Source organism: Candidatus Infernicultor aquiphilus, from assembly GCF_002784285.1.
Lineage (GTDB): Bacteria > Atribacterota > Phoenicimicrobiia > Phoenicimicrobiales > Phoenicimicrobiaceae > Infernicultor > Infernicultor aquiphilus.
Genome location: NZ_PFKO01000275.1, coordinates 1 through 989 on the forward strand (window position 1 = coordinate 1; position 989 = coordinate 989).

The window sequence follows — 989 nt, forward strand, 5'->3', positions numbered from 1 at the left end:
ATATCCATACTAATTGAATTATCCTTTATCGTAAAATTAACAGAATTGTTATTGTAATCTAGCATCGTAAAATCACTATTGTTATTAAAAAGGCTCTTTTCTAAATTGAGCTTAAGCTCTCCATTGTAAGAAATAACAAAGAACACGAATGGATATTTACCAAATTGAACGATCCGTGCATCATTGACGAGGCTTTCTTTTGTGAAAGTTGCCTTGTTTAAAAGGCTTATCTTATCAATTGCGTCTTTTATAATTTTGCCGTTTTGAGCAAAATAGTTTTCATAATAAAGAAACTCGCCCGTAGATGCGTCTCGAAGAAATTCGGGATATATGCCATAAAGAATGCATTGATTCAAAAAATTTTGAATATTCTGGCTATTAGAAAAATCGCCATTGTATGTTGCAAAAATCGTCTTATTTGTGAATTGAAGCCTTGTCTTTTCCAGAATATCAAAGGTATTTCCATCTACTTTTACACCTATTATGTCTCCAAATTCTCCGAGAGGAAGGGTTTCCTCAATTAAATTTTCAACAATTAAGCTTTTACCAGTGCTGTGAATATAACTTGAGAACTTTCCAAGGGAAGTTCTCTCTATATCAAAATAGTTCTGGGAAACAAACTTATCAGGGACATCCACATAAAAGACTGAAAAATCAACGTTCTTATTCTCATTTTGGTTTCGTACAACTAGAGTATTATAAAAAGAGGGATTAATATCATATATTTTTGTAACCTCAAATGGGTTCATCCTGACTTTCTCGGGTTTACCAAATGGGTCCAAGAGAAAATATGTTACAATTTCATTGCTAAACTTAACATGTCTTTCTGGAATTATTGTTGGGCCTTTCCTCGATGAAATAGTTTTGTATGTTATTTCGATTTCTGGTTCTTTTTTTTCAGAGTAACTAAGAATGTTTCCATTTTTTCTGACACCATAAAGCATTAGAGACTCCACCCTGTCTTTCTCCTGCAAATCCTCTTGAGGGAT

General features: G+C 32.9%; 1 protein-coding gene. It reads right to left on the reverse strand.

Annotation, left to right across the window (positions count from 1 at the left end; genetic code table 11):
• A partial coding sequence (locus COZ07_RS07420) for a hypothetical protein (protein WP_406607937.1) occupies nucleotides 1–974 on the reverse strand: 974 nt, incomplete at its 3' end.
• Between the last annotated feature and the right edge of the window lie 15 nt (nucleotides 975–989).